The sequence below is a fragment of the Luteibacter sp. dw_328 genome (assembly GCF_018449605.1).
Lineage (GTDB): Bacteria > Pseudomonadota > Gammaproteobacteria > Xanthomonadales > Rhodanobacteraceae > Luteibacter.
In genome coordinates this window covers 284836-311186 of record NZ_JAAVUW010000003.1, presented here as the reverse complement: position 1 = coordinate 311186, position 26351 = coordinate 284836, and the positions used below count along the sequence as shown (strand labels likewise).

The 26351-nt window shown below is 65.4% G+C and carries 23 protein-coding genes; 11 read left to right on the top strand and 12 right to left on the bottom strand.

Going from position 1 to position 26351, the window contains the following annotated elements; translation table 11 throughout:
- The first annotated feature begins 153 nt into the window (after window positions 1-153).
- The 8 genes from hflK (at window position 154) to HB634_RS09160 (ending at window position 9146) form a co-directional block, all read left to right on the top strand.
- Window positions 154-1284, top strand: a complete 1131-nt coding sequence (gene hflK / locus HB634_RS09195) for an FtsH protease activity modulator HflK (RefSeq protein ID WP_063573603.1) — start codon at window positions 154-156, stop codon at window positions 1282-1284.
- Window positions 1281-2150, top strand: a complete 870-nt coding sequence (hflC, locus tag HB634_RS09190; protein WP_063573604.1) for a protease modulator HflC — start codon at window positions 1281-1283, stop codon at window positions 2148-2150. Before hflK ends, hflC begins: the two co-directional genes overlap by 4 nt.
- A 51-nt stretch (window positions 2151-2201) precedes the next feature.
- Window positions 2202-3509 carry an adenylosuccinate synthase gene (locus HB634_RS09185; RefSeq protein WP_213948356.1) on the top strand — a complete coding sequence of 436 codons (1308 nt, stop codon included), beginning with the start codon at window positions 2202-2204 and terminating at the stop codon, window positions 3507-3509.
- Window positions 3510-3708: 199 nt separating this feature from the next.
- Complete coding sequence (gene folC, locus HB634_RS09180; protein WP_213948355.1) at window positions 3709-4977, top strand: bifunctional tetrahydrofolate synthase/dihydrofolate synthase; 1269 nt, start codon at window positions 3709-3711, stop codon at window positions 4975-4977.
- An 86-nt stretch (window positions 4978-5063) separates the two neighbouring features.
- Window positions 5064-6131 (top strand): SPOR domain-containing protein, encoded by a 1068-nt coding sequence (locus HB634_RS09175; RefSeq protein WP_213948354.1) that lies wholly within the window; start codon window positions 5064-5066, stop codon window positions 6129-6131.
- A 42-nt stretch (window positions 6132-6173) separates the two neighbouring features.
- A complete protein-coding gene (locus HB634_RS09170) occupies window positions 6174-6806 on the top strand; it encodes a CvpA family protein (RefSeq protein ID WP_063572210.1) in 633 nt (210 codons plus the stop codon).
- Between the two features lie 12 nt (window positions 6807-6818).
- Window positions 6819-8297 (top strand): amidophosphoribosyltransferase, encoded by a 1479-nt coding sequence (purF, locus tag HB634_RS09165; RefSeq protein WP_213948353.1) that lies wholly within the window; start codon window positions 6819-6821, stop codon window positions 8295-8297.
- 48 nt (window positions 8298-8345) lie between these two features.
- On the top strand, window positions 8346-9146 hold the full coding sequence (locus HB634_RS09160) for a ferritin-like domain-containing protein (protein WP_213948352.1): 801 nt from the start codon (window positions 8346-8348) through the stop codon (window positions 9144-9146).
- A gap of 107 nt (window positions 9147-9253) precedes the next feature.
- Here the strand turns inward: HB634_RS09160 and HB634_RS09155 are convergent, their stop codons facing one another.
- The 9 genes from HB634_RS09155 to HB634_RS09115 all read right to left on the bottom strand — a co-directional run bounded on the left by HB634_RS09155 (window position 9254) and on the right by HB634_RS09115 (window position 19912).
- Window positions 9254-9982 carry a UDP-2,3-diacylglucosamine diphosphatase gene (locus tag HB634_RS09155; RefSeq protein ID WP_213948351.1) on the bottom strand — a complete coding sequence of 243 codons (729 nt, stop codon included), beginning with the start codon at window positions 9980-9982 and terminating at the stop codon, window positions 9254-9256.
- Window positions 9979-10719, bottom strand: a complete 741-nt coding sequence (locus HB634_RS09150) for a peptidylprolyl isomerase (RefSeq protein ID WP_213948350.1) — start codon at window positions 10717-10719, stop codon at window positions 9979-9981. Before HB634_RS09150 ends, HB634_RS09155 begins: the two co-directional genes overlap by 4 nt.
- Window positions 10720-10784: 65 nt before the next feature.
- A complete protein-coding gene (locus tag HB634_RS09145; protein ID WP_213948349.1) occupies window positions 10785-12341 on the bottom strand; it encodes a Ppx/GppA phosphatase family protein in 1557 nt (518 codons plus the stop codon).
- Between the two features lie 30 nt (window positions 12342-12371).
- A complete protein-coding gene (locus tag HB634_RS09140; protein ID WP_063574300.1) occupies window positions 12372-12875 on the bottom strand; it encodes a hypothetical protein in 504 nt (167 codons plus the stop codon).
- Window positions 12872-14017, bottom strand: a complete 1146-nt coding sequence (locus HB634_RS09135) for a glycosyltransferase (protein ID WP_213948348.1) — start codon at window positions 14015-14017, stop codon at window positions 12872-12874. Before HB634_RS09135 ends, HB634_RS09140 begins: the two co-directional genes overlap by 4 nt.
- Window positions 14014-16089 carry a polyphosphate kinase 1 gene (ppk1, locus tag HB634_RS09130; protein ID WP_213948347.1) on the bottom strand — a complete coding sequence of 692 codons (2076 nt, stop codon included), beginning with the start codon at window positions 16087-16089 and terminating at the stop codon, window positions 14014-14016. Before ppk1 ends, HB634_RS09135 begins: the two co-directional genes overlap by 4 nt.
- 99 nt (window positions 16090-16188) lie before the next feature.
- Window positions 16189-17469: a phosphate regulon sensor histidine kinase PhoR gene (gene phoR, locus HB634_RS09125; protein ID WP_213948346.1), complete on the bottom strand. Its 1281-nt coding sequence runs from the start codon at window positions 17467-17469 to the stop codon at window positions 16189-16191.
- Between the two features lie 34 nt (window positions 17470-17503).
- Complete coding sequence (gene phoB, locus HB634_RS09120; RefSeq protein ID WP_063570381.1) at window positions 17504-18193, bottom strand: phosphate regulon transcriptional regulator PhoB; 690 nt, start codon at window positions 18191-18193, stop codon at window positions 17504-17506.
- Between the two features lie 102 nt (window positions 18194-18295).
- The gene (locus HB634_RS09115; protein ID WP_213948345.1) at window positions 18296-19912 is read right to left on the bottom strand and encodes a M48 family metalloprotease; all 1617 of its coding nucleotides are present in this window, start codon (window positions 19910-19912) and stop codon (window positions 18296-18298) included.
- A gap of 159 nt (window positions 19913-20071) precedes the next feature.
- Between HB634_RS09115 and grxC the strand changes: the two genes are divergently transcribed.
- The 3 genes from grxC to HB634_RS09100 all read left to right on the top strand — a co-directional run bounded on the left by grxC (window position 20072) and on the right by HB634_RS09100 (window position 21888).
- A complete protein-coding gene (grxC, locus tag HB634_RS09110) occupies window positions 20072-20341 on the top strand; it encodes a glutaredoxin 3 (protein ID WP_063570383.1) in 270 nt (89 codons plus the stop codon).
- Window positions 20341-20730: a carboxymuconolactone decarboxylase family protein gene (locus tag HB634_RS09105; protein ID WP_213948344.1), complete on the top strand. Its 390-nt coding sequence runs from the start codon at window positions 20341-20343 to the stop codon at window positions 20728-20730. Before grxC ends, HB634_RS09105 begins: the two co-directional genes overlap by 1 nt.
- A gap of 135 nt (window positions 20731-20865) precedes the next feature.
- Complete coding sequence (locus HB634_RS09100) at window positions 20866-21888, top strand: isocitrate dehydrogenase (protein WP_063570385.1); 1023 nt, start codon at window positions 20866-20868, stop codon at window positions 21886-21888.
- An 800-nt stretch (window positions 21889-22688) separates the two neighbouring features.
- Here HB634_RS09100 and HB634_RS09095 read toward each other — a convergent pair.
- The 3 genes from HB634_RS09095 to HB634_RS09085 all read right to left on the bottom strand — a co-directional run bounded on the left by HB634_RS09095 (window position 22689) and on the right by HB634_RS09085 (window position 26310).
- Entirely contained in the window at window positions 22689-23645 is a 957-nt protein-coding gene (locus HB634_RS09095) for an aspartyl/asparaginyl beta-hydroxylase domain-containing protein (protein ID WP_213948343.1), read from the bottom strand.
- A gap of 76 nt (window positions 23646-23721) precedes the next feature.
- Window positions 23722-24513 (bottom strand): bifunctional hydroxymethylpyrimidine kinase/phosphomethylpyrimidine kinase, encoded by a 792-nt coding sequence (gene thiD / locus HB634_RS09090; protein WP_213948342.1) that lies wholly within the window; start codon window positions 24511-24513, stop codon window positions 23722-23724.
- Between the two features lie 408 nt (window positions 24514-24921).
- Window positions 24922-26310, bottom strand: coding sequence for a PhoH family protein (locus HB634_RS09085; protein ID WP_063570387.1), 1389 nt, complete (start codon window positions 26308-26310; stop codon window positions 24922-24924).
- Window positions 26311-26351: the final 41 nt, after the last annotated feature.

Here is a 26351-nt window from a genome sequence, read left to right as displayed (position 1 = left end):
GATCCGCCCCCGTCTGCTAGAATTCACAACGTTTGCGTGCCCATTCGGCGCGGCGGCGGGCGCCACCACGCCCACCGCCCATCCCCGCTGTTCGGGTTCACCTGAAGGCTTGCCAGCCGCCCACCCTCCGGTCCCCCAAGGAGACTGTCGCCCATGGCTTGGAACGAACCCGGTAACGGCCAGAAGGATCCCTGGAACCGCAACCGGTCGAGCGGGCGCAAGCCCGATCTCGACGGCATGCTCAAAAGCCTCAAGGCTCGCTTTGGCAAGTTCGGCGCGGGGAGCGGCGGCGTACTCGCTGTCGTCCTCGTCTTCGTCGTGGCCTGGCTGCTGGTCAGCAGCTACACGGTGATCGACGCCCGGCAGGTGGGTGTGGTGCTGCGCTTCGGCCAGTTCTCTCGCGTACTTCCGCCCGGTTTCCACCTGAAGGCACCCAGCCCGATCGAAACGGTCACCAAGGTCGAGATGACCCAGGTCCGTTCGATCTCGGACAACGTGTCGATGCTCACCCGCGACGAGAACATCATCGCGATCGACTTCAACGTGCAGTACCAGGTTTCCGATGCGCGCAAGTTCCTGTATTCGAACAACGACATCGAAAACGGCACGATGAAGAATGCGTCGGAAGCGGCTGTCCGCTCCGTCGTCGGTGCCAACATCATGGACAACATCCTGACCACGCCGGGCGTCGATACGCCTACGCCGGCGCAGGCTCCCGTGGCAGGCGTCGCTCCGGCGGCGAAGGAAACCCTGCAGCAGCAGACGCGCGACATCCTTCAGGCCACGCTCGACAAGTACGACGCCGGCATCCTGGTCACGGGTGTGAGCTTCCAGAACGTGTCGCCGCCGAAGGAAGTGAAGGACGCTTTCGACGACGTCAACGCCGCCCGCGAAGACAAGCAAAGCGAAGAGAACAAGGCTCGCGCCTACGAGAGCCAGGTCGTGCCGGTTGCCCGTGGCGATGCCGCGCGTGCTGCCGCCGAAGCGCAGGGCGAGCGCGTGGAGCGCATCGCACGCGCCAACGGTGACGTCGACCGCTTCAATGCGTTGCTGAAGGAATACCGCGCCGCGCCGGAAGTCACGCGTCGTCGCCTCTGGCTCGAGACCGTCGAGGAAGTCATGGCCGGCAACCCGAAGGTCGTCGACGGCACCAACGGCAAGAACATCATTCAGCTTCCGGTCGAGTCGAACGGCGGCACGGTTCGCAACGTGCCTGGCGTGGGTCCGGTCATCCAGTCGGCCACCACCGACGCGAACCCGAATCCGCAGGGGAATGCGCAGTGAAATACATTTCCGGCCTCATCGTCCTCGTCGTCGTCCTGCTGGGCTTCAACAGTGCCTTTGTCGTCAAGGAAGGCGAGAATGCCCTCCTGCTGCAGTTCGGCCGCATCGTGCGAGCCGACTACCAGCCCGGCCTGCACTTCAAGATTCCCGTCGTGCAGCAGGTGATGCGCTTCGATAACCGTATCCTCGGACTGGATGCGCAGCCCGAGCGCTATTTCACACTCGAGAAGAAGAGCGTCAACGTCGACTTCTACGTGAAGTGGCGCATCGCCGATAACGCGGCGTATTACCGCGCCACGTCGGGCGAGCAAACGCAGGCTATTCAGCGCCTGACGCCGATCGTGAAAGACGCCCTGCGCCACGAGTTCAACTCACGCAACCTCGAAGACCTGATCGCCGGTGGCCGCGAGGACATCACCGGGCAGGTGCGCAAGGACACCGATGTGGCGGCGCGGAAGAACCTCGGCATCGCCATCGTCGACGTTCGCATCAAGCGCATCGACCTGCCCGACGAAGTGAGTGGCTCGGTCTACAAGCGCATGCGTAACGAGCGCCTCCAGCTCGCCAACGAACTGCGTTACACGGGCCAGGAAAGCGCCGAGAAGATTCGTGCCGATGCCGATCGCCAGAAGGTGGTCCTGCTCGCCGACGCCAATCGCGACGCGACCAAGGTCAAGGGCGACGGCGACGCGCAGGCGGCCGCCATCTACGCCCAGGCCTACAGCCAGGATCCCGAGTTCTTCTCGTTCTACCGAAGCCTCGCGGCGTACCGTAAATCCTTCGCCGACGGCAAGGGCGTGCTGGTGCTCAAGCCCGATTCCGAATTCCTGCGCTATCTCAATGACGGCCCCGGCCGCGCGCGCTAATCAAGATCCACATCGCCCTGCTGGGCAACGCAACTAAAGAGAACCGTCAAAATGGGTAAGTCAGTCGTTATTCTGGGCGCGCAATGGGGCGACGAGGGCAAGGGCAAGATCGTCGATCTTCTCACTGAGCGCGTCGGTGCCGTCGCGCGTTTCCAGGGTGGCCATAACGCCGGTCATACGCTGGTGATCAAGGGCAAGAAGACCGTCCTGCACCTGATTCCCTCGGGCATCCTGCGCGACGACGCGCTCTGCCTGATCGGTAACGGCGTGGTCCTGTCGCCGGCCGCCCTGATGAGCGAAATCGCCGAGCTCGAGGCCCAGGGCGTGGACGTCCGTCCGCGTCTGAAGATCTCGCCGGCCACCCCGCTGATCATGCCGTACCACATTGCTGTCGATAAGGCGCGCGAAGTCGCCTCCGGCGCCAAGGCGATCGGTACCACCGGGCGCGGTATCGGCCCGGCGTACGAAGACAAGGTCGCCCGCCGCTCCATCCGCGTGGCCGACCTCATGTACCCGCATGAGCTGCCCGAGAAAGTGCAGGCCGCCGTCGAGTACCACAACTTCGTGCTCACGCAGTGGCTGAAGGCCGAGCCGGTCGATTACCAGACCGTGCTCGACGAAGCCCTGACCTGGGGCGAGTACCTGCGTCCGATGGTCGACGACGTCGCTACCATCCTGCACGACGTGCGCAAGGAAGGCGGCAATATCCTGTTCGAGGGTGCGCAGGGCGCGCTGCTCGACATCGACCACGGCACGTATCCGTACGTCACCTCGTCGAACACGACGGTGGGCGGTGCGCTGGCCGGTACCGGCGTCGGCGCGCGCGACATCGACTACGTGCTCGGCATCTGCAAGGCCTACGCCACGCGCGTCGGTGGCGGTCCGTTCCCGACCGAACTCAACGACGAGATGGGCGAACTGCTGCGCAAGAAGGGCAACGAGTTCGGCGCCAGCACGGGCCGTCCGCGTCGCTGTGGCTGGATCGACCTTGTCGCGCTGAAGCGTGCCGTGCAGATCAACGGCATCGATGGCCTGGCCATCACCAAGCTCGACGTGCTCGACGGCCTGGAAAGCATCAAGGTCTGCATCGCGTACGAATACCGCGGTAAGCGTCGTGAGCTGGCGCCGCTGGACGCCGATGGCTGGGCCGAGTGCAAGCCGGTCTACCTCGAGTTCCCGGGTTGGGAAGAGTCCACCGCAGGCATCCGCGACTGGAACAAGCTGCCGCCGGCCGCTCGTGCCTATCTGCGTGCCGTCGAGGAACTCTCGGGCTGCAAGCTGGCACTGGTTGCGACGGGTGCCGACCGCGATGACACGATCATCCTCGACGACCCGTTCGGCGCCGACGACAACTGCTGATCTGTAGCGATCGGTCGGGTTGATTCGTTGTTGTGAAAACGCCAGCCTTCGGGCTGGCGTTTTTGTGTGGGAGCCGATTCATCGGCGAACGGGTGCTCGCGGCAGGCTGGCCCGCTGCCGCGGGATCGCCGATGAATCGGCTCCTACATTGTCTTGCGCAGGACTAAGCTTTATCGCTCTTCCACAAGGTACCGACTTCATGCGCACGCTCGCCGAATGGCTTTCTTATCAGGAACGCACGCATCCGCGCGAGATCGAGCTCGGCCTCGATCGCGTGCGTGCCGTGTGGGAAGCCATGGGTGCGCCGCGGCCCGCGCCGATCGTCATCACCGTCGGTGGGACCAACGGGAAAGGCTCCACGGTCGCCTTCATCGAGGGCATGCTGCGTGCCGCCGACTATCGCGTGGGCTGCTATACCTCGCCCCACCTGCTTCGTTACAACGAGCGCGTGCGCATCGAAGGTGAGGACGCGTCCGACGAAGCGCTGGTGGCCTCTTTCGAGCGTATCGAGACCGCACGTGGCGCCATCCCCCAGACCTATTTCGAGTTCGGCACCTTGGCGGCGATCGATCTGATGTCCCGCGCCGGGCTCGATGTCGCCGTGATCGAAGTCGGCCTTGGCGGTCGTCTCGACGCCGTGAATATCATCGATGCCGATGTTGCCGTTATCACCACTATCGATCTCGATCACCAGGATTGGCTCGGCGGCGATCGGGACAGCATCGGCCGCGAGAAGGCCGGCATCGCCCGGGCAGGGCGGCCCGCGATCGTCGGCGAGCATCGACCGCCCGCTGGCTTGATGGATGCCTTGGGCGGCATCGGCGCCGACGTCGTGGCAAGCGGCAGTGCTTTCTGGGCCACCGACGTGCCCGGAGCGGGCGATTGGCGCTGGTCGCATAGCGACGGCACGGTGTTCGACCTGCCGCGGCCGCGGCTCGACGCGCCCGTGCAGATCGACAACGCCGCCTCGGCGATCGCCGCCCTTCATGCCCTCGGGCCGCGTGTCGATGTCTCTGCCGATGCGATCCGGCGAGCGCTGGCCGGCGTCCGTGTCCCCGGCCGCCTGCAGCGGATCGCGGAACATCCCCTGACGCTGGTGGACGTCGGCCACAACCCGCAGGCTGCGCGGGCGCTGGCCGCGTGGCTCGACAGCACGCCGCGCCGCGGGAAGCTGCGCGCGGTCTACGGCGCACTGGCCGATAAGGACGTCGGCGGGGTCATCGAGGCGCTCGTCGACCGGGTAGACCACTGGTACCTCGCCGGCCTGGAGCGGGACACCCCACGAGGCCTGCCCTCAGCGGCCCTGGCGGCCACGTTGGCGGCGGTACGGCCGACCGCCGACGGACAGTCATTCGAGGACGTGACATCCGCCTGGCAGGCGGCTCGGGCGGAGGCCGGCGATGACGATGTGCTCCTGTTGTTCGGGTCGTTCTTCGTCGCCGCCGCAGCGCTCTCTCACCGCACGTGAACGCCGGGGCGTAAGCGACGGCGGGGGCCTCGATTGCCGGTTATAATCGCCGCGATTCGCATTGCGTCGGTCGTATGGAGCTTTCCTTGAAAACACGCCTGCTGGGTGCCGCCGTCCTGATTGCTCTGGCGGTCCTGTTCGTGCCGATGATCTTCTCCACCACGCCGCCCAAGAGCGACGCCGACCAGACGGTCAGCCTCGAGATTCCGCCGGCACCGGATCGTGAACTGCAGACGCGCACGCTCGACGTGGCACCGAATGGCTCGCCGGCCTCGGTCAGCGGCCCGCAGGCCGCCGGTGGCCCGGTCCGTCCGGCCGCTGTCGCCCCGGCAGACGCGACGCCGCCGGCCGCCACGGTGACACCGGGTAATGGCAGCAAGCTCGCCTCGGTGGACATCGCCTCGCGCAAGCCCGTGGATGCACTGCCGGAAGACTTCGCCAATGCACCGGCCGGCAGCAAACCCGCCGCCACGCCCACGGCGCCCGTGACCAGCAAGCCGCCGAAGCAGACGCCTGCCCCGGCGCCGTCCCCGGTGGTCGCGACGCCGCCGGCTGCCGCCCTTCCGGTCGGTACGGCCGCACGCGGCAGCTTCACCATCAATCTCAGCGCCTACGCCGATCACAGCAAGGCTGACGCGCTGGTGCAGAAGGTTCGGGCGCTCGGCTACCCGGTCAGCACGTCGGCCTCCAACCAGGCCGGCAAGGCACTGACCCGCGTGACGGCGGGCCCCTTCGAATCCCGCGCCGCCGCCGAAGCGGCCCGCCTCAAGATCACCGCTGCCGCGCCGGGTGCACCCGCCACGCTCTCGTCCCGGGCAGAGACCCAGACCGCCGACGTTCCGGCGCCGCCCAAGCCGGCCGCCGCACCCGCGCCCGCCGCAGCCAGCGCCACCGTACCGGTCGCGCCTCCGCACGCGGGCGGATTTGCCGTTCAGGTCGCTGCCGTGAGCAGCGAGGCCGAGGCTACGCGCCTGCGCGACAAGCTGCGCGGGGCGGGGATTGCCGGTTACGTGGACAGCGTCGCCTCCAGCGCGGGAGCCAAGCTCTGGCGGGTGCGCGCCGGGCCGCAGACCCAGCGCGACGACGCCGTGCGCCTGAAAGACCAGATCAAGGCCAAGGTCGGCCTGGATGGCGTCGTCGTTTCGGCGCCGTAAGGCGCTGCGACCCGCTCTCACCGTGAAACCGGGGACTGTCACGTGAATTGGATCGACTGCGTCATCCTCGCGATCCTGTTCATCTCGGTCTTGATCGGCCTCGTGCGCGGCCTCATTTCGGAAGTGCTCTCGCTCGTCATCTGGGTCGCCGCCTTCTGGGTGGCCTGGACGTACGGCCCGTCACTGGCGCATTACTTCGAAAGCAGCGTGTCCCTGCCTTCGGCGCGCGTGGCGATCGGTTATGGCTTGTGTTTCATCGCCGTGCTTCTGGTCGGCGGGCTGATCCGGTTCATGATTTCGCGCCTGGTCGCGAGCACGGGACTGGGCGGCACCGACCGGTTGTTCGGCATGCTTTTCGGCCTGGCTCGCGGTGTACTCATCGTGGCCCTGGTCGTGTTCGTCGTGAGCTTCACGCCCCTGGCTAACGCCCCGATGTGGCGTGAGTCGGCGATGATGCCGCAGTTCCGTGGCGCGGCTGAATGGCTGGGTCAGCAGGTGCCGGAGAACGTGCGCGGATACATGCATCCGCCTGCCGCTCTGGAAAACCTGAAGATGCCGGACGTAAAGCTGCCCAGCAAGGACGACCTCATGAGGTTGCGCGACTTCTCCACCCCCGCGCAACCGGACAAAGATCATGTTCACCCTGCCGCCGCGACCACGGCGGCCACTTCGTAGAAGGCAACACCCATGTGCGGAATCATCGGCATCGTCGGCACCACGGAAGTGGCGTCGGCCCTGTATGACGGCCTGACCGTCCTGCAACATCGTGGGCAGGATGCCGCCGGCATTGCCACCGTGGACGGCGCACGCCTGCGCCTGCACAAGGGCAACGGGCTGGTTCGCGACGTCTTCAACTCGGCTGGCGTCAGCAAGCTGCGCGGACGCATCGGTATCGGCCACTGCCGCTATCCGACCGCGGGTTCGGAGGGTACGGACGAAGCCCAGCCTTTCTACGTCAACTCCCCTTACGGCATCGCTTTTGCGCACAACGGCAACCTCGTCAACACCGAGGCCCTGCGCAAGGAGATGTTCGAGGACGACCGTCGTCACATCGACACGGACTCCGACTCCGAAGTGCTGCTCAACGTGCTCGCGCACGAGCTTCAGGTGGACGACCGCGGCGACCTCACGCCGGAGCACGTCTTCAAGGCGATCGCAGGCGTGCATGCGCGCGCCCGCGGCGGCTACGCCTGCATCGCGTTGGTGCTGGGCTACGGCCTCATCGCCTTCCGTGACCCGAACGGCATCCGTCCTCTGGTACTGGGCGAGCGCATCACGGCCGAAGGTCATGAGTACGCGATCGCGTCCGAGTCGGTCGCCTTCGATGTGCTGGGTTTCAAGCGCATCCGCGACATCGAACCGGGCGAAGCCGTCATCGTCACCGAAGGCGGCGAGCTGCACACGCAGCGTTGCGCGGAAGGCGCGATCCACGCCCCGTGCATCTTCGAATACGTCTATCTGGCACGTCCAGACTCGATGATCGAGGACGTCTCGGTCTATAAGGCACGCCTGCGCATGGGTGAGAAGCTGGCCGAGAAGATCCTCCGCGAGCGCGGTCCGGATCACGGCATCGACGCGGTCATCCCCATTCCCGACACCTCGCGCACCGCGGCCAGCTCGCTGGCCCAGGCGCTCGGCGTGCCGATGCGCGAGGGCCTGGTCAAGAATCACTACATCGGCCGTACCTTCATCATGCCGGGCCAGGGTGAGCGCGTGAAATCCGTGCGCCGCAAGCTCAATGCCATCGAGCTGGAATTCCGCAAGAAGAACGTGCTGCTGGTGGACGACTCGATCGTGCGTGGCACCACCTCGCGCCAGATCATCCAGATGGCCCGGGATGCCGGCGCGAAGAACGTGTATTTCGCCTCCGCCGCGCCGCCGGTGCGCTACCCGAACATCTATGGCATCGACATGCCGGCGGCGTCCGAGCTGGTGGCCGCGGGCCGTACGGTGGAAGAAGTGGAGAAGGCGCTGGGCGCCGACTGGCTGGTCTACCAGGACCTGGAAGACCTGATCCAGGCGGTGGCTGACGGTAACGAATCACTGACCCAGTTCGACACCTCGTGCTTCTCCGGTGAATACGTGACGGGCGTCGATGCCGGCTTCCTCGAACAGCAGGAAGCCATGCGTTCGGATTCGGCAAAGAACGAACGCCGTAGCGCCTGAGCGAGGGGCGGCGCGTTTCCGCGCGCCGCCACGCCGCCACCCTCCGTCATGCACGATCTCCACGCTGCCGCGCGCCGTTGCCTCGAGGCGACCGATCCCGTCGAGAAGACCCGTCTGAGTTTCGAGACGTGGGCGGCGCTGGGCGACGGCTTGCTTGCGCCGGATCCGGCCTCCGCTGCGCCTTTGCCAATCGGTCCGCCGGGACGCCCTGAGCGTCCGCGGCTGGTGCCTTCACGTGAGCTGGCCCAGCGAGGGCTCGGTACGCCTGAGGGACGTGCCGCGTTGGTGCACGCGATCGCGCATATTGAATTCAATGCGATCGACCTTGCCTGGGATGCGGTTTACCGATTTCGCGGCAAGCCCGCTGCGTTCTATCGCGACTGGGCGTCGTGCGCGAACGACGAGGCGCGTCATTTCACGATGCTCGCCGGCCGGCTAGCCGAACTCGGTCATGCCTATGGGGACTTCGACGCCCACAACGGTTTGTGGGAAATGGCGGAGAAGACCGCGCACAGCGACACCGCACGCATGGCCCTTGTGCCGCGTGTGCTCGAGGCGCGCGGACTGGACGTGACGCCGGGCATGATGGAACGGCTGCGTCGGCAAAATGACGAACGCACGGTGGGCATTCTCGAGGTGATCCTGCGAGAGGAAGTCGCCCATGTGGCGGCAGGCACGCGCTGGTTTCACTGGTGCTGCGCGCGCGATGGCATCGATCCGGAAGCGACGTTTGCCACCTTGCTCAACGACTATATGAATGGGTCGTTGAGGGGGCCGTTCAATCTGGACGCACGGCGCGAGGCCGGATTTTCGGAGAGCGAGCTGGATTGGTTGCAGACGCTGGGGTGAGGCAAGAGCATCGCCGATGAATCGGCTCCCACACAGAGCCGGTGTGTTGGGGCGAAGCCGCAGTATGTGGGAGCCGCTTCAGCGGCGATGGGTGCTCGCGGACGGGCTTAAACCTGCCAAATTCCACGCAAATCCAACCGATCCCCATCGATCGCCAATACCGACCCATGGTCGTACCAATCACCCAGCACGATGCGTTCCGCATTCGCGTCGTCGAACGCGAACGGATGGATGGCCGGGCGATGCGTATGCCCGTGGATGAGGCGGTGAACGCCAGCATGACGTAGCGCTGCTTCCACCGCGCCCTGGTTCACATCCATGATCGTCTCGTCGTTCTGGCCGGTGCGTGCCTTGCTGTCGCTGCGCGCCTTCGCCGCAAAGGCACGGCGCGCTTCCAGCGGCATAGACAGAATCTGCTGTTTCCAGGCGGCCGTGCGCACTTGGGCGCGCACGGCCTGGTATTCCACGTCGTCGGTGCAGAGCACGTCGCCGTGCATCAGCAAGGTGGGGGTGCCTTCGATGTCGTGCACCGTGCCATCGTCGAGCAGGGTCATTCCCGCGCGTTCGGCAAAACGCTGGCCGAGCAGGAAGTCACGGTTACCGGCCATGAAGTACACCGGCACGCCGCTGTCGCTGAGGGCACGCGTCGCGGCGGCGATCCGCGTTGGTAGCTCCGCGTCGTCGTCGTCCCCTATCCATGCCTCGACGAGGTCGCCGAGGATGTAAAAGGCCGTCGCCGAGCGAGCCTCGTCCGACGCGAGGAAGCGCTCGAACAAGGCGGTGATATCCGGGCGCGCTTCGTCGAGGTGCAGATCGGCGATGAACAGCGTACTCATGCAGCCTTCGGCGCAGCGGTTTTCTTCTCACCCTTCTTCGGTGCGGCCGGCTTGGTCGGCTCCGGCGCGGCCTTCGTCGGCGTAGCGGGCGTGGCGCTCGTCGAGGCGGGGGCCGGTCGGGCTCTCTCTTCGCCGACGACATTGGCCGAGTCGATGATCACGATCGGATTGGGAACATCGCCGACGAAGGGGCCCTGCGCGCGAGTCGGCAGGGCGGCGATCTTGTCGACCACGTCCATGCCCGAGACGACCTTGCCGAACACCGCAAAGCCCCAGGTCAGGCCGCTCTGGTTGCTGACGTAGTCGAGCCGGCGGTTGTCGACCAGGTTGACGAAAAACTGCGCCGTCCCGGAGTTCGGATCGCCACCACGCGCCACGGCGAGCGTACCGCGCAGGTTCGACAGGCCGTTGTCGGCTTCGCTGGGAATGGCGGCGCGCGTGCGGCGCTGGGTGAGATCGCGACTGTAGAGGCCACCCTGCACCATGTAGCCATTGACCACGCGGTGGAACACCGTGCCGTCATAGAAGCCGTCGCGAACGTACTGCAGGAAATTCGCCACGCTCTTGGGCGCCTTGTCCGGGAACAGCTCGAACGTGACATCGCCCTGGGTGGTACGCATGACCACGCGCGGGTGGTCGACGGACGCCGGCGCTGGCGCCGCCGGCTTGGTCGTCTGCTGCGCCATGGACACAGCGGGCAGGGCGAGTAAGAGGCTGGCGAAGACGGCTTTGAGCATGGGTTACCGGTCGTGACGGCGAAACAATCGCGCCATGATACGCCCGTTCGCCGGGCGGATCGCGGTCATTCGGTGACGATCTCGAGATCCAGCCCGAGCTCGGCCAGTGGCTCGCGCTCCTGATCGAGGTCGGCTTCGGTCAGCGGGTGTTGGTCCAGCCAGTCCGCCGGCAACGACAGGCGAAGGCGCTGGCGAGATGCACTCACCCGGATGCGGGGCAGGGCTTCGGCGCGGCGGGCGCGGCGGAACAGGACGCCCAGGCGGAGGATGGCCGTAATGTGCCGGGCCAGCGCCCGATAGCGCACGGGCAGCGCCGAGATCACCGATTTCTCGGGCTTGCGGCGATGGCATTCCACGATAGCCGCCAGTAGCTGCTGTTCCTGCCGGGAGAAGCCGGCCAGATCGGCGTGGCGGAGGATATAGCCGCCGTGACGCTGGTGCTGGCTATGCGCGATGGCCAGGCCGAGCTCGTGCACGCGCGCTGCCCACGACAGCCATTCACGGCCGTCGTCGTCGAGTTTCCAGGCCTTGCAGAGCTGGTCGAACAACCCGAGCGCGGTGGTTTCAACGCGGCGCGCCTGGGCGCGGTCCACGCCGTAGCGGCTGGCCAGCGAATCGATGCTGGCCATGCGCGGATCGGTACCGGCGGAACGGCCGATCAGGTCCCAGAGCAGGCCTTCACGCATCGAGCTTTCCGACACGCGCAGGCGCTCGATGCCGAGCGCTTCAAACGCCGCTTCGAAAATGGCCACGCCGCCAGCGAATACCTCGGCACGATCTTCGGCCAGGCCGGGCAGCTTGAGCGTCCCCGACGAGCCCTGTTCGATCAGCGCTTCACGCACGGCGGCCAGCGACTCGGGCGTAATGCCATCGTCGGAGAGCTTCATCGCGCGGACGACGGAGCCGATGGACTTGGCGGTACCCGACGAGCCGTAGGCGTCGGCCCAGCCCGCTTCCCGGTAGTCCTCGGAGAACTGCTGAAGCAGCACACCAATTTCCCGGCGGGCCTTCTGCCAGCGCTTGCGGGTGATCTTGCCGCCCGGGAAAAAGCGAAGGGTTGAGGCGATGCAGCCCACCTGGACGCTTTCCGTCAACAATGGCGCCGTACCGCGGCCGATGATGAATTCGGTACTGCCACCGCCGATGTCGATGACCAGGCGATGGTCGCGCGACGCTGGCAGATCGTGTGACGAGCCCAGGAAGATCAGTCGGCCCTCTTCGCGGCCCGAGACGATTTCCACCGGATGCCCCAGCGCGGCCTCAGCCGCGGACAGGAAGGCATGCGGCGACGCGAGGCGGCGCACGGTATTGGTCGCGACCGCGCGCACGTGCAGGGCGGGGATGCCGGCGATGCGTTGGCCGAAGCGGGCCAGACTGGCCAGGGCCGACGCGCGGTGGGTCGCATCGAGCGTCCCATCCGGGCGCAGGCCTACGGCCATGCGCACGGAGTCGCGCAAGCGGTCGATGACACGGGGTTCACCGTGTTCGTAGCGAGCCACCACCATGTGGAAGCTATTGGAGCCGAGGTCAACGGCGGCGAGAAATTCGCCTTCGTTGATCTGCGATTTACCTGAGGTCGGCAAGAGATCTGTCCGCAGCGGCGTATCGGGGGATTCTGGCATGGCGCCGGGGCTTGCATGCAACGCCTTTTGTCAGGCTGGCTTTGCGAGGCGAGTTTTGGGCAAGGCAGAAAGAACGAACAAGACGATGCAAAGGAAACCGAACACCCAATAATCCGTGGGCGCCGGCCCCCACCAGTGTCGGTGCCAGGGCACGTTCACGGGGTCGAAGCGCGCGATGCCGAAGGCGGGGTTGAGGATGAACCAGAGGCCGTCTTCGGCAACCCAGAACAGCATGACGCAGGCAATGACGCGAACCTGCGCACGCCAGCTCCAGTAGCCCTGGAACACCATGGGAAAATGGAAAAAGGCGGCGATAAAAGGAAAGACCCAGGCATGGTACCCGGTCATCGGTCGGCCGCCCCACAGCAGGTCGAGCAGCCAGTGGTTCTCGACGCGCCAGGTCGGCAGGCTCGTGGCCCAGCCATGCGGCCCTTCGATTTCGACTTCGACGTGGGCGAACATGAAGGCGAGCAGGAACGTGAACGCCGCAGTCGCCAGGGTAGCGACGAGGCGGCGGCGCGGCGAATGACTCATCGGCTATCCAGCAGGGCGAGCACGGTATCGACCACGTCGCGCGCCGCATGCGGGCGACCGATCGCTCGTGCGCTGGCGGCCATGGCGGCCAACCGTGCGGGGTGCGCCTGAAACTCGTGAATACGCCAGGCCAGGGCGACCGCGTCGATGGCTTTCCATGCGGCACCCTGTTCGAGCAGGTAATCCGCGTTACGTTCTTCCTGACCGGGAATGGGCGCATTGACGATCATCGGCAGGCCCACGGCCAGGCACTCCGACGTGGTCAGGCCGCCGGGCTTGGTGATCGCCAGGTCGCAGCAGGCCATCAGTCGCTCCACCTGGCGGGTGAAGCCCTGCGGAAACAGGCGTCCCGCATGCCGCGTGCTGGCCAGCGTGCGCAGGCGGCCGAGCATGTCCGTATTGCGCCCGGCCAGCACGACCAGCTGAAAATCGCCGCCACCCGTGAGCAGGGTATCGGCCAGTTCGTCGAGCGCGCCGACGCCTGCGCCGCCGCCCATGACGAGGTACGCGGGCCGGTCCGGATCGATGCCCAGTTCTTCGCGCAGTGCGCGACGGTCGTGCGCCTGGGCGAAGGCGGGCATCACCGGAATGCCCGTGACGTGCACGCGCTCGGGCGGCAGACCGACGGCGCGCATGCGGTGGGCGATTTCCGGATTGGCAGCGAAGTAGCCGGTCATTCCCGGTATCACCCACATCCGATGCAGGTCGAAATCCGTCACCTGCAGATAGACCGGTGCGTTCACCCGGCCCTTGCGGATCTGCCGCATCAGCATCTCGGCAGGCAGGAAATGGGTGCAGACGATGGCGTCGGGCGCGAAGTCGCTGATGGCCGCGCGCAACCGTCGCGTGTTCAGTCGCTCGATGGTCCGGCGCATACGTTGCGTCACGGCCTCGGGGCGCGCGTCGTCGGTGATGCGATAGAGCATGCCCCACAGGCGCGGGTAGTGCGTGATCAGGCCAAGGTAGAAGTCAGCGTAGATGCGCCGGAAGCTCGATGGCACGAAGTCCATCACGTCCAGGTGTCGCGCTTCCACGTCCAGTCCGTCCGCTGCCAGCGCACCGATCGTCGCTTCGAGGGCATCGGCGGCGCGGACGTGACCGGCGCCGGCGGAAACCGAAAGGAGCAGGATGCGCCTCGTCACGCGCAGTATTCGGCCAGCAGCGATTGCTGCGCGCTATAGGGCGCTTCGCCCGTAGCCGGTATACGACGCGTGTAACGCCCGTCCTCACCAAGCATCCAGGCCTGCGTGTTGTCACGCAGGTAGTTGTCGAGCGTTTCGTTGTAGACGCGTTGCGCCAGTGCCGGATCCAGGATGGGCACGCCCACTTCGATGCGCCGCATGAGGTTGCGTTCCATCCAGTCCGCACTCGCACAGAACAGCTCCGGGTCGCCGTCGTTGCCGAACCAGTAGACGCGGCTGTGCTCGAGGAAGCGACCGATGATCGAGCGCACGCGGATGTTTTCCGACACTCCCGGAATGCCCGGGCGAAGCGTGCAGGCACCGCGGATGATCAGGTCGATCTGGACACCGGCCACCGAGGCGCGGTACAGCGCTTCGACGACGTGTGCCTCGTTGAGTGCATTGAGCTTGGCGACGATACGCCCGGGGCGTCCATGGCTCGCGTGCTCGATCTCGCGTTCGATACGCGCCATGACGCCGCTGTAGAGCGTGAACGGCGAATGCAGCAGGCGCTTGAGCTGGATCATCGGACCCAGGCCGGAAAGCTGCTGGAACACCTTGTGGATGTCCTCGCCGATTTCCGGATGCGAAGTCATCAAGCCGATATCCGTATAGCCGCGGCTGTTGCCCTGGTGATAATTGCCGGTGGACAGATGCACGTACCGGCGCAAACCCGAGCCCTCGCGGCGCACGATGAGCAGCATCTTCGCGTGCGTCTTGTAACCCACGACGCCGTAAACCACCTGTACACCGGCTTCCTGCAGACGGTTGGCCAGGCCGATGTTGGCCTCTTCATCGAAACGCGCGCGTAGCTCGATCACGACCGTGACGTCCTTGCCGTTGCGCGCGGCTTCCACCAGCAGGTCGACCAGGGGGGAATCCTTGCCGGCGCGGTACAGCGTCTGTTTGATCGCCAGGACGCCGGGGTCTTGCGAGGCGCGACGCAGCAGTTCGACCACCGATGCGAAGGACTCATACGGATGGTGGAGCAGCACGTCGCGCACACCGAGTACGTCGAACTCGTTCACGCCTTTGCCGAACGCCGGTGACAGTCGCGGGGTGAAGCGCGGGAACTTCAGTTCGGGGCGGTCGACCTGGTCGTAGATGAGGCTGGAACGGATGATGTTGACCGGTCCATCGCAACGATAGACGTCGGCTTCCTCGAGCTGGAAATTGGCAATCAGCATGTCGGTGATCGCGCGCGGGCAATCCGCACCGACTTCGAGGCGTACCGGCCGTGCATAGCCGCGGCCGACGAGCTCCTCGCTCAGTGCGCGCGCCAGGTTTTCGACTTCCGCTTCCTCGACCACGAGTTCGCTGTTGCGCGTAACGCGGAACTGGTACGAGGCGCAGACATCGAAGCCGGGAAAAATTTCGTCCGCAAAGGCCTGCAACACCTCGGCCAGGAACACGAAGTCGCCGTCGCCTTCGGATACTTCGGCGGGCAGCTTGATGATGCGCGGCAAGGAGCGCGGCGCGCGGACCAGGGCCATGTGGCCTTCGCGACCGAAAGCGTCCCGGCCCTTGAGTACGACCGCCAGGTTCAAGGTCTTGTTGAGGATACGCGGGAACGGATGCGAAGGGTCGAGACCGAGCGGCGACAGGACCGGCTGGATCTCGTTCTGGAAATAGCCCAGCAGCCAGCGGCGTTGCTTGTCGGTCCACCGGTCGCGCGTCAGGTAACGAATGTCTTCCGCGGCGAGCGCGGGACCGAGTTCCTCGTGCCAGATGGCGTAAATTTCCGCGACCAACTCGAGGGTACGCTCGCGGATACGCGCGAGAATCTCGGTGGACGAGAGGCCATCCGCCCCCGGTGTAGCCGCACCCAGTGCGTGCTTATGCTTGAGCACCGCCACGCGCACCTCGAAGTATTCGTCGAGGTTGTTGCTGACGATGGTCAGGTAACGCAGGCGCTCCAGGACAGGCACATCCGGGTCGCGTGCCTGGGCCAGCACGCGGAAATTGAACTCCAGCGCCGCCAGTTCGCGGTTGATGTACAGCGCAGGGGCGCCGAGGTCGACAGACTCGCTCATGCTTTCGGCTGATCCTTTCACGACACCCGATGGTGGCCTATCGGTCATCATGCCGGAAAGCGGCATCGCAGCAACCGGGCGGCGCTTGCCTGCCATCGATTACAGGTGCAGGCCGGCGGCTTCCTGCAGCCGGGCGCCATCGAGGAGGCGGTCGCTACCGAAGACGCAGGCAAACGTCGAGCCCTTGCCAGGTTCGCTCTCGATCACCAGGCGGGCCTGGTGGAGGTTGAGCACGTGCTTGACGATGGACAGGCCCAGGCCGGTGCCACCGGAATCACGCGAGCGGCTGGACGACACGCGGTAAAAACGTTCGGTCAGGCGCGCGATATGGGTGGCCGGAATGCCGAAGCCCGAATCCTGCACGGAGAACTTCGCGCCGCCGCCTTCGGAGTCTGCCCAGCGGATGGCGATACGCCCGCCGGTAGGTGTGTAGCGCACGGCATTGCTGACCAGATTCGAAAACGCGCTGTGCAGATCCTTCGGCGAGCCGAGGACATCGAAGGCCGTCGCCATGTCGAGCGAGACGGTGTGCCGGCCCTGGCTCAGGGCCTCGGCCTCCTTGCGCAGGCTGGCCAGCAACGGGGCCATCTGCACATGTTCGTCGGCCACGTGGTCCTGGGTTTCCAGGCGTGACAGGGTGAGGAGGTCTTCGACGATCTGTCCCATGCGCTTTGACTGCGCGCGCATCTCGTCGAGCACGGGTGCCAGTTCAGGCACGTCTTCGGGATCGAGTAGCTCGAGGTAGCCGTGGATGACGGTCAGCGGCGTGCGCAGTTCGTGCGACACGTTGGCGACGAAATCCCGGCGAATTTGCTCCAGGCGTGTCAGATGGCTGGTGTCTCTGGCCAACAACAGGCGCTGGCGGCTGCCGAATGGCAGCAAGGTGGCGGTAACGTGGCGGTTCGGATGGCCCGGTGCGGTCACATCGTTGAGCGGTTCGCGCGCGCCTTCGGAGAGCCACTCAGCCAACTCGGAGTTGCGCATGAGGTCGGCCAGGAGGCGGCCGCGATCGCGCGGACGTTTCAGGCCGAGCAATTCTTCCGCCGCGTGGTTGAACCAGCGGACATGCAGCGAGTGATCCAGGAGGACCACGGCATCGGGAAGGGTCCCGGCCGCACTGCGCAGATCGCGCAGGCGGGATGCAATACGGCGGGTGCGGGTCATGAGACGGTCATACTCGGGGGCGGGTGTGGCGGACGATTGCAACATTGGCCCCGACTTGTGACGGAACAGCGACAGCAGTGCGACGATTTCCGCCAGCGCGACAACGGTCACGCCAGCCACTGCCGCACCCACGAGCGCGCCAACGACGCCGCCCGCGAGAAGCAGGGCGGCGCACGCGGCTGGCAGTCGCCAGGAAGTAAGGATGCGAGGTGACATGGCGCCCAAGATAGCGCGGCTACCCCGCGCTAGCCTAGGTATTCGCGGAGAAGCGGTAACCCGCACCGCGAACGGTCTGCACCATGTCGTCGAGCTTCCACGGCTCCAGCGTCTTGCGCAGGCGGCGGATGTGGACGTCCACCGTGCGCTCCTCCACGTACACGCTGCCGCCCCAGACATGGTCGAGCAACTGGGCACGCGAGTACACGCGCTCCGGATGCGTCATGAAGAAGAAGAGGAGACGGTATTCGGTTGGCCCGATCGGCACGGCTTCCTCGCCGGCGAATACACGATGGGCAGGCCCGTCGATGCGCAAGCCGCCCAGTTCGACGATGCCGGACCCGTCGTCGCCCTGGCTGCGGCGGAGCACCGCCTTGATCCGGGCGATCAGCTCGCGGGTGGAGAAGGGCTTGATGACGTAGTCGTCGACGCCGGCTTCCAGGCCGTTCACCCGGTCCATCTCCTCGCCGCGGGCGGTGAGCATGATGATCGGGATTTCCCGGGAGAGCTCCTCGCGGCGCAACCGGCGAGCCAGTTCCAGTCCACTGGTGCCCGGGAGCATCCAGTCGAGCAGGATCAGGTCCGGCACACGCTCGGAGATGGCCATCTGTGCGGCGCGGGCGTCCGCGGCGTGAGCCGCGTCCATACCCGCCTTGCGAAGCGCGAAAGCGACCATGTCGCGAATCGAAGCTTCGTCTTCCACGATGAGAATGCGTTTATGCACGCGTAAGGCCGCTCGTTGGCTGTGACGGTCATATTGCAGCCATGCTGTGTTACACGGCAATGACAATTGTCACGAAAGTCCACCGAATCTTGCGACGCCGGCTTACTGACTACGCCCGTCCGGGTTGTCATCCGTTGTCACGCGTTTCTTGCGCAACTCCAGCAGGAGCGGGGTCAGGTCGCTGATCCGGGCCTGGATCCGGGAGCGCTGGTAGTAGTCCAGGTCGTCACGTTTGAGCAGGCGGCGCAGTTGCTCCATCGCGTCGAACGGACGCCCCGCGAGGTACGCACTATCGGCATAAGCCTCTGCCGCACGCACCGAATCGCCCGCACGCTCGCTGGCGCGGGCGAACGTACGGAAGATTTCCGGGTCTTCGCTGTCGTCGAGCATGGGCTTGAGGAGGGCCGCCGCCGTCCGGCATTCGTCGGCGCGGCCGGTATCGGTCAGGGCCCGGGCGTAGCCCAGGGTGACGGCGCCGTTGCGCGGCGAGTTTTCGTGGAGGGTCTTGTAGATCGCCATGGCGTCGCCGTGGCGGCCAGCCTCCACGTAGGCATCGGCCAAAGCCAGTCGCAGCACCACGCTGGCCGGCTGGCTGACCAGCAGGGGCTGGATCTGCTCCGCCGCCTGCATGCCGTGGCCGCTGCGGATAAGGGCGATCGCGTAGCCGTAACGGTTCGCCGCCGTGTCGAAGTCCTTGCGCTTGAGGTTGGTGGCGTAGATATCCGCGAGCTTGCGGGCATCGCTGGAGAGCACGCGGATGCGTTCGCGCATCAGGGCGTAGGTGTCGCCAGCACTATCGGGAACGATCTTGTTGCGATTCGGGGCCAGCTGGGTGTTGTCCTTGACGAAAAGCACGGGTGCCGTGCTCTTCTCCCAGGAAGCCTTGTCCAGGGTGGGTTGGCGCGGTTTGCCGGCGTTGCGCTGCTCGATCGCCCGTGCGCGTCCCTTGGCATCGCTGATGCGCTCCAGGGTGACCGGATGGGTCAGCAGCAACGACGGCAGCGCCTCTTCGTCCTCGCCCACGCGCAGGGTGTCCTGCATGCGCCCGAAGAACTCGGCCATGGCTTCCGGGTCGTAGCCGGCATTGGCCAGGGTCTGGATGCCGGTGCGATCGGCCTCGATCTCGTCCTTTCGGGTGAAGTTGATCTGCCGCTGCATGATCAGGCCCTGGCCCCCCATGAGAACCGCCGGGGCGGCGTCACCGGCCCCGCCACCCGCGCCGGCGGCGATCGCGCCGAGCAACACCAGGGCCATGAGCGGGGCGTTCTTCTTGGAGTCCTCGAAGGCGCGATAGAGGTGGTTCTGGGTGATATGGCCGATTTCGTGCGCGATCACGCCCGCCAGCTCGCTCTCGCTGGTGGTGATGTCGATCAGTCCGGCGTTCACTCCGATGTAGCCACCCGGCGCCGCGAAGGCGTTGATCTGGCTGTCGTTGACGATGAAGAACTGGAAGTGGTCCTTCGGCCGGTCGCTGGCGGCGACCAGCCGGAAGCCGAGGTCGTTGATGTACTGGTCGACCAGGGCATCGTCCACGGTGAGCCCGAGGGTGTGCATCTGGCGGAGCATCTGGTCGCCGTACTCATTCGCCTCGCGCGGGCTCAGGAGGCCGGCTGCGGAGCTGCCCAGGTCGGGCAGGCGCACGTTGTCCTGGGCACCCACGGCGAAGGTGACCAGGGTGCTGGCAGCGAGCAGGGCGAGGCGGGGCAGGGGCGTGCGCATAGGTCGGGGACGATACCATCACCAAACGGATAGATAACTTCCACAGCCGTGGGAGTCCGATCGCCTTTGACCGCGCCGGCGGGGCGGGGTTCGCCCGTCTTGCAAAATTCGCCCTGCGACGCCATCTTTTGGCTATTCGTTTCCGGAGCATCCCCCTCCATGTCCACCCCCGATATCACCATCTATTCCACCGCGGTGTGCCCTTACTGCGTCGCCGCCAAGAACCTCCTCAAGGCCAGGGGCCTGGAGTGGAACGAGGTTCGCATCGACATGGATCCGGCCCAGCGTGACCTCATGCTCGAAAAGAGCGGTGGCCGCCGCACCGTGCCGCAGATCTTCATCAACGGCACGCACGTGGGCGGCTTCGACGACCTCTCGGCAGCCGACCGTAGCGGCCGCCTGGCCGAAATCCTCGAGGCAGCGCACTGATGGGCGATAACCGCGTCGAAGAGTTCACCGCGTTTCGCAAGCGAATGAACGAGCGCATCCTCGGTGAGGACAACCAGGTCGTCCGCCGATTCTTTGCCCTGGACACCCAGACGTACCGTGCGGGCGCCCTGGACGTGAAGACCAAGGAGATGCTCGGCCTGGTTGCCTCGATGGTCCTGCGCTGCGACGACTGCATCAGCTACCACGTCGCCCAGTGCAAGGAAGCGGGAGTCAACCGCGATGAATTCTTCGAAGTCTTCAGCGTGGGCCTCGTGGTCGGCGGCTCCATCGTGATCCCCCATCTGCGCCGCGCAGTCGATTTCCTCGACTCGCTGGAAGGCGAGGTGGCCACCGACGCCGAAGCCTGCGCGGACCACCCGGCGGCCTGAATTGCGTCCATGCCGCTCCGGTCGGGGCGGCATCCTTGAAGGAAGTGGGTCGGATCGCCGATAATTGGGCGATTTTTCTCCCCGCGCGCGCCTTTGGCGCCGCATGCGACCCGCTTCCCTTCAGGAGTTATCCCCATGAGCAAGACGATTGCCGTGATCCCCGGCGACGGCATCGGCCCCGAGATCATGGACGCGACCATTCGCGTTCTCGACGCCCTCGACTGCGGTCTGAAGTACGATTACGTCGACGCGGGCGTGGTTGCCCTCGAGAAGCATGGCGATCTCCTGCCGCAGAACACGATCGACAAGATCGCCGAACACAAGGTCGCGCTGAAGGGCCCGCTGACCACGCCGATCGGCGGTGGCTTCACCTCGATCAACGTGACCCTGCGTCGCAAGTTCGACCTCTACTCCAACGTCCGTCCGGCGATCAGCTTCCCGGGCACGAAGGCGCGTTACGAGAACATCGACATCATCACGGTGCGTGAAAACACCGAGGGTGCGTACCTGGCCGAAGGCCAGACCACCACGGGTGAGGGTGATTCCGAAGTCGCCACCTCGATGATCCGCAACACCCGCCCGGGCATGCAGCGCATCTGCAAGTACGCCTTCGAGATGGCCCGCAAGAAGGGTCGCAAGAAGGTCACGGCGGTGCACAAGGCCAACATCATGAAGACCTCGTCGGGCCTGTTCCTGACGGTGGCGCGCGAAGTGGCGAAGGACTACCCGGACATCGAGTTCGGCGAAATGATCGTCGACAACGCCTGCATGCAGCTGGTGATGAACCCGTACCAGTTCGACGTGATCGTCACGACGAACCTGTTCGGCGACATCCTCTCCGACCTCTGCGCCGGTCTCGTCGGCGGCCTGGGTCTCGCGCCGGGTGCCAACATCGGCAAGGACGCGGCGATCTTCGAAGCCGTCCACGGCTCCGCTCCGGATATCGCCGGCCAGAAGAAGGCCAACCCGTGCGCGCTGCTGCTCGCTGCCGCGGACATGCTCGACCACCTCGACATGGTCGCCAAGGCCACGCGCCTGCGCGCCGCCATCCGCGACGTGATGGAAGCCCGCGACCGTACGACGCCGGACGTTGGCGGCACCGGTACCACGGATACCTTCGGCGACGCGATCGTCGAGCGGCTCCGCGCTACGGCGTAAGTCGTTCGCCAGGTGGTGAAGAGAGACCCTGCAGCAATGCGGGGTCTTTTTTTTGGATCATCGTGGCTGTCAGGTCGGACATTCTTTCGCACCTCGCACCTCGCGCATGGCTCGCCTTCGGCCTCGCGGGCTCGGCTTCGCCGTCGCCTCGTACACTTGGGCGTCTCGCGGGGAGACCTTGGTGTCCACCCTCGCTGCTCAGACAGGTCCTCCGCGTTCCGTACCGGAAAGTCCGCTACGCGGACCATGTTCTTATTGGCCTACGGCCGCTCCACTTGTGCGGAACTCGCCTCGAGGGTGGACACCAAGGTCTCTCACGACGATACGGTCAACCGGACGGAGAGCCGTTGGCGTGGGTGTGTCCGCCAGAGGCCGGTACGGCAGTCGTGGTGGTACGGACATTCCAGATCGGTGAGCGCATTCCTTGCCGCCGCGCATCCTCGCGCGGGCGATCGCGCTCGGCGTGCTTGAGTTGGCCGCTTGACGATGGCGACGAACCAGCCGCCGAAGCGGCGTTGCTTCGTCGGCTCGACCGCACGAACCTCAGGGATGGGAAGAGTCTTCGGTGCCCACCCTCGAGGCGAGTTCCGCACAAGTGGAGCGGCCGTAGGCCAATAGAAACATGGTCCGCGCAGCGGACTTTCCGGTACGAAGCGCGGAGGACCTGTCTGAGCAGCGAGGGTGGGCACCGAAGGCTCTGCGCCTCACCCCGCAAGGCCGAAAGCTCTGCGCCTCACCGCGCCACGCCGAAGGCTCTGCGCCGCGACGTCCACGCACCGAAGGCGAGTCGCGTCATGGCATCAGTTGTTGCCGCGAAAGAAGGGGTACGGCGCCAGAAAGATCAGCCAGATCATCAGCACGATGCCGATGTACTTGATCACGCGGAACAGCTTCGGATTCGCTTTCTTGAACTTCCGTGTGCGGTCGCGCCCGCGGTTGTTCATCGCGAACATGCGATTGACGAAGCCGACCTGTTCGCTGCTTTCGTCATCATTCGGCGATGCGGTGATCGAGCCCATGAAGGCGCCGACGCGCTTGTTGATGCCGGTCATAAGGCGGCTCTTCAAAGGGCGCTCGACGTCGGCAAACAGAATCACGCGGGTCTGGTCCGTGCGGTTCTCGGCCCAGTGCACGTAGGTCTCGTCGAACACGACGTCCTTGCCGTCGCGCCACGCGTGCATTTCGCCGTCGACGAAGATGCGGCAGTCGTCCGAGTTCGGCGTGATCAGTCCCAGGTGGTAGCGCAGCGAGCCGGCGAACGGATCGCGGTGCGGATTGAGCTTGCTACCCGGCGGAAGCAGGGCAAACATTGCCGCCTTCACGCTCGGGATGGCGTTGAGCAGCTTCACCGTTTCCGGGCAGAGCGCCTCGGCCGAGGCCAGCGGCTCGCCGTACCATTTCAGATAGAAACGCTTCCAGCCCTGCTTGAAGAACGAGTTGAAGCTGGCATCGCTGTGCTTTTCCGCGGAGCGGATGAAGCCCTCGTCGAACAGGTGCATGGCTTCTTCGCGGATCTTCTCCCAGTTGCCCTGCAGCAGATCGAGCTGCGGGAATCCGGCGCGATCCAGGATCGGCCGCGCTGGCACGGCGGAGAAGGCGTACATCAGCAGGTTGTACGGCGCGAAGATGGCCGAGTGATCGACCAGCTGGCGATCGAAGCGCAGGCGTGAGCGTCCGCGCAGATGCACCAGCAACACGCAGAGCGTGAACAGGATCAGCACATACAGGACGATGAAGCGGGGCCCGAGGAAATTCATGGGTTGGACTCGACCAGGACAAGCGATACGTAGGGCCGCGCGCGGCCTGTATCAACGCGCCTAGGATACTCCGGCCTTAATGCCCAAGCACATGAACCGCGCCGCCACCGGGCTTCCAGGCGCGCTGGAAGGCCTTGTTCACCCAGGCAATCGCCTCGCGGGCAGCCACATGCGGCGATTTGCCCCGAGCCAGGGCCGCCGCCACGGCCGAGGCCAGGGTGCAGCCGCTGCCATGACCCTCGATGGGCAGGCGAGGGTGCCGAACTTCAATCACGCCCCTCGCGTCGTAAAAACGGTCGACCACCTGGCGGCCTTTTCCGTGGCCGCCTTTCAACAACACGGCACGTGCGCCGAGGGCGAGCAAGTCAGCACCCACTGCGTCCATGTCACGCCCCAGGGGGCGACCAAGCAGGGCTTCGGCTTCGGGCAGGTTCGGCGTAAGCACGTCAGCCAGCGGGATCAGGCGGGTCACCATCGCTTCGATCGCATCGTCGTCGAGCAGGCGTGCACCGCTGGTGGCGATCATCACGGGATCCACTACCAGCCACGTTGGCTTGCGCACACGCATTTCCTTCGCCACCAGCCGGGTCACTGCCGCACTGCCGAGCATGCCGGTTTTCACCGCCGCGATAGGGAAGTCATCGAACACCGCATCGATCTGGCTGCGAATGTGCGCAAGGGGCAGGGTATGAACCGCGGTGACGCCGCGGGTGTTCTGCGACGTCACCGCGGTGAGCGCGGTGAGCCCGTGCGTACCGCGCGCGTGGAAGGTCTTGAGGTCAGCCTGGATGCCTGCGCCGCCGCCGGAGTCTGAGCCGGCGATGGTCAGGGTGTTGGGTTTGGCTTTGGCTTTGACGGTCTTGGTCATCGCGAAAGGATAGCTGTAAGGCAAGAGCGTTCGCCGATGAATCGGCTCCTACGATAGCGGGCGCGCGGCATGTTTGTCGGCGGTGCGCTCTCGACCACAACGAACTTCGACGTTTGGTGCCGCGAGGGGTAAGGCCCTTGGGGCCGCATAAGCTGAGGGCCGCTCAGTTCACATGGAATGCGAACGCGGTGCTACGGCCCGTCTCGAAGAGCCGCGCCTGCGGCCCCAAGGGCCTTGCCCCTCGCGGCTCTCCAGTGCAACCCGCGTCATAGGCGGTGACAGGCTTACGGCGTTACCGCTCCGTTGGCTTTCGCCGATGAATCGGCTCCTACATTAAGAGCATGAGCTCGCGCAGCGAGCTATCCGGTAAAAAAGCGCGGGCATCGCTACCCGCGCTTTTGCTGCTGCTTACAACGCTTCGGAAGCGAAATCGGCCAGTCTCGACCGCTCGCCGCGCTTGAGCGTGATGTGCCCCGAGTGGGCCCACATCTTGAAGCGGTCCACCGCGTAGGTGAGGCCCGATGTGGTCTCCGTCAGGTACGGCGTGTCGATCTGCTCGACGTTGCCCAGGCAGACGATCTTCGTGCCTGGGCCGGCGCGCGTGATCAGGGTCTTCATCTGCTTCGGTGTGAGGTTCTGGGCCTCGTCGATGATGAGATAGCGGCTGAGGAAGGTGCGGCCACGCATGAAGTTCAGCGAACGGATCTTCACGCGTGACGCGAGCAGGTCGTTGGTTGCCTGGCGACCCCAGGAACCGCCTTCCTCCGGATTGGCGAGTACTTCGAGGTTATCCGTCAGGGCGCCCATCCACGGCGTCATTTTCTCCTCCTCGGTACCCGGCAGGAAGCCGATGTCTTCGCCGACCGAGACCGTGGCGCGGGTCATGATGATTTCGCGATAGCGCTGCTGGTCCATCACCTGGGCCAGGCCTGCCGCGAGCGCGAGCAGGGTCTTGCCGGTACCGGCCGTGCCCAGCAGGGTGACGAAGTCGACGTCGGGATCCATCAGCAGGTTCATCGCGAAATTCTGTTCGCGATTGCGCGCCGCGATGCCCCACACGCCGTGCGCGGCATGCGTGTGATCGTCGAGCAGGACGAGTTTTGCCTTGCGGTTCTCCTCATCGCCGCGAATTTCCAGTACGCGCAGCTCGACATCGTTCTCGCCGGGCATGTACAGGCATTCGTTGGCGTACCAGTTTTCTTCCTCGAGCATGTCCACTTCATAGAACGTGCGGCCACGCTCGTTCCAGGAGCGCAGTTCCGGATGCCGTGTCCAGAAGTCTTCGGGGAGCTCGTCCGAGCCGGTAAAGAGCAGGGCGAAGTCATCCAGCGCGCGGTCGTTCTCGTAATCTTCGGCGGTGATGCCGTAGATCGACGCCTTGATCCGAAGGTTGATGTCCTTGGAGACGAGGATGACCGGCCGGTCGGGATACTGGTCGCGTAGATCGATGACGGCGGCCAGGATCTGGTTGTCGGCCTTGCCGTTGCCGTGGCCCGTGCGCTGTTGGAAGAACAGCCGACCCACGGCACCACGCTTGAGCTTGATGCCCTGCGGGTTGATCAGTTCCACGCCGTTGCGGATGCCATCGCCGCCGCCGTGTTCGATCAGTTCATTGAGGAAACGGCTTACCTGGCGGCCATTGCGCGAAACTTCCGAGCCGCCTTTCTTCTTGTCGTCCAGTTCCTCCAGCACCGTCATTGGTATGAAGACGTCGTGCTCCTCGAAGCGGAACAGCGATGTCGGGTCGTGCAGCAGCACGTTGGTGTCGAGGGCGTAGATGCGCTTGCTTCCGGTCATACGGAAGTGACCTCTTGCAGAGGTTGCAATACCGGCCGCAC